This is a genomic window from Streptomyces sp. NPDC058664 (genome assembly GCF_042716635.1).
In the GTDB taxonomy this organism is placed as follows: domain Bacteria; phylum Actinomycetota; class Actinomycetes; order Streptomycetales; family Streptomycetaceae; genus Streptomyces.
Window position 1 is genome coordinate 1 of sequence record NZ_JBHXRW010000182.1, and the last position, 2,150, is coordinate 2,150.

General features: G+C 74.3%; 2 protein-coding genes. Both read left to right on the plus strand.

The genetic code is table 11. The features are described 5' to 3' along the window. Window positions 1-24 precede the first annotated feature (24 nt). The gene (locus tag ACFWUY_RS41320) at window positions 25-1,551 is read left to right on the plus strand and encodes a DEAD/DEAH box helicase (RefSeq protein WP_384122101.1); all 1,527 of its coding nucleotides are present in this window, start codon (window positions 25-27) and stop codon (window positions 1,549-1,551) included. A gap of 56 nt (window positions 1,552-1,607) precedes the next feature. Next, the gene (locus tag ACFWUY_RS41325; RefSeq protein WP_384122104.1) at window positions 1,608-2,009 is read left to right on the plus strand and encodes a CBS domain-containing protein; all 402 of its coding nucleotides are present in this window, start codon (window positions 1,608-1,610) and stop codon (window positions 2,007-2,009) included. The last annotated feature ends 141 nt before the right edge of the window (window positions 2,010-2,150 follow it).

Genomic DNA, 2,150 nt, shown 5'->3' on the forward strand with positions numbered 1-2,150 from the left:
GCGCCGTATCAAGGAAGGTTCTGTATGAACCCCACGCGCACGAACAGCCGCTCTTCTCGCACCCGCCGCAGCGGCGGCCACGCGTACGACTCCTCCGGCTCGGGTTCCACCGCCGGTACGGGCCGGGCCGGCCGCTTCGGCGGGTCCGCGCCGAAGCGCTCCGCGGGCCCGAACCGGTCGGGCGGCCACGGCCGGCGGCCCGCCGCGGTGCAGGGAGAGTTCGCACCGCCGAAGACGATCACCCCCGCACTGCCCGCCGTCGAGGCGTTCGCCGACCTCGACATGCCCGCGGAGCTGCTGGCCGGGCTCGTCGCGCAGGGCGTGTCCGTGCCGTTCCCCATCCAGGCGGCGACGCTGCCGAACTCCCTGGCGGGCCGTGACGTCCTGGGCCGCGGCCGGACCGGCTCCGGCAAGACCCTCGCCTTCGGCCTGGCCCTGCTGGCCCGTACCGCCGGACGGCGCGCCGAGCCCCGCCAGCCGCTGGCCCTGATCCTGGTCCCCACCCGGGAACTCGCCCAGCAGGTCACCGACGCCCTCGCCCCGTACTCCCGCGCCGTGAAGCTGCGCCTGGCCACCGTGGTCGGCGGGATGCCGATCGGCCGGCAGGCCGGCGCGCTGCGCGGCGGCGCCGAGGTCGTGGTGGCCACCCCGGGGCGTCTGAAGGACCTCATCGACCGCGGTGACTGCCGGCTGGACCAGGTCGCGGTCACGGTCCTGGACGAGGCCGACCAGATGGCCGACATGGGCTTCATGCCGCAGGTCACCGCGCTTTTGGACCAGGTCCGACCGGAGGGGCAGCGGATGCTGTTCTCCGCGACCCTGGACCGCAACGTCGACCTGCTGGTGCGCCGTTACCTCACCGATCCCGTGGTGCACTCGGTGGATCCCTCCCAGGGCGCGGTCACCACGATGGAGCACCACGTCCTGCACGTGCACGGCGCGGACAAGCACCGCACGACGACGCAGATCGCGGCCCGCGAGGGCCGGGTGATCATGTTCCTGGACACCAAGCACGCGGTGGACCGTCTCACCCAGGACCTCCTCGACAGCGGGGTGCGGGCCGCCGCCCTGCACGGCGGGCGCTCGCAGCCGCAGCGCACCCGTACCCTGGCCCAGTTCAAGACCGGGCACGTCACCGTGCTGGTCGCCACGAACGTCGCCGCCCGGGGCATCCACGTCGACCACCTCGACCTGGTGGTCAACGTCGACCCGCCGACCGACCCCAAGGACTACCTCCACCGGGGCGGCCGCACCGCGCGGGCCGGCGAGTCCGGCAGCGTCGTCACCCTGGTCACCCCCCAGCAGCGCCGCGACATGACCCGTCTGATGGTGGCCGCCGGCATCGTGCCCCAGACCACCCAGGTCCGCTCCGGCGAGGAGGCGCTCGCCCGGATCACCGGCGCCCGGACCCCCTCGGGCATCCCGGTGACCATCACCGCGCCGGTCGCCGAGCGGCGCAAGCGCGGCACGGCCACCCGCGGCCGGCGCGGTCCCGCCGCGGCCGCCCGGCGGGCCGGTGGACGAGGTTCCGCCGCCGGCGCGGCGGCCTGAACGCCACGCGCCCAGAAAGCCGACCCGGGCCGATCCGTCTTCGCAGGAGGTAATTCGTGACGCTGGTTCAGACGCAGGCCACTCCGGAGGACGTCACCCCCGGGTACCGGGGGGCGGCCCTGGACACCGACGGGCCGCGGGTCTCCGATGACATGACCGTCGAGGTGGCCCTGTCCGTCATGGCCGGCGCCCGCACCGGGCACCTGCTCGTGTGCGACGACGACGGCCTCCGCACCCGGCTGGTCACCCGGGACCAGCTCACCACCGTCCGCGGCAGTTCCGCCTACACGGACCGCGTCCAGCTGCGCGACCTCCCCGACGACGGCGGGCCGCTCACCTCGGCCGCCACTCCGGCGACCGGACGGGCCGTACGGACACGCCGGATCCTCACCCCGTCCGTCGTGGGTGAACAGGACGGCACCCCGGACGTCCCCGCGCCCGCCCTCGTCCTTGCGTGAACCGCGTCACCACGGCGGGACCACCCCCTTCTTCTCCCTGTGAGGCATCGTGCGCTGTGTCATCGCCCGCTTCCCCTTCGACCTCACCAAGAGCGGCGTCCTGGACTCCATGAAGGGCGTCAAGCCCGAGGAGGTCACCGG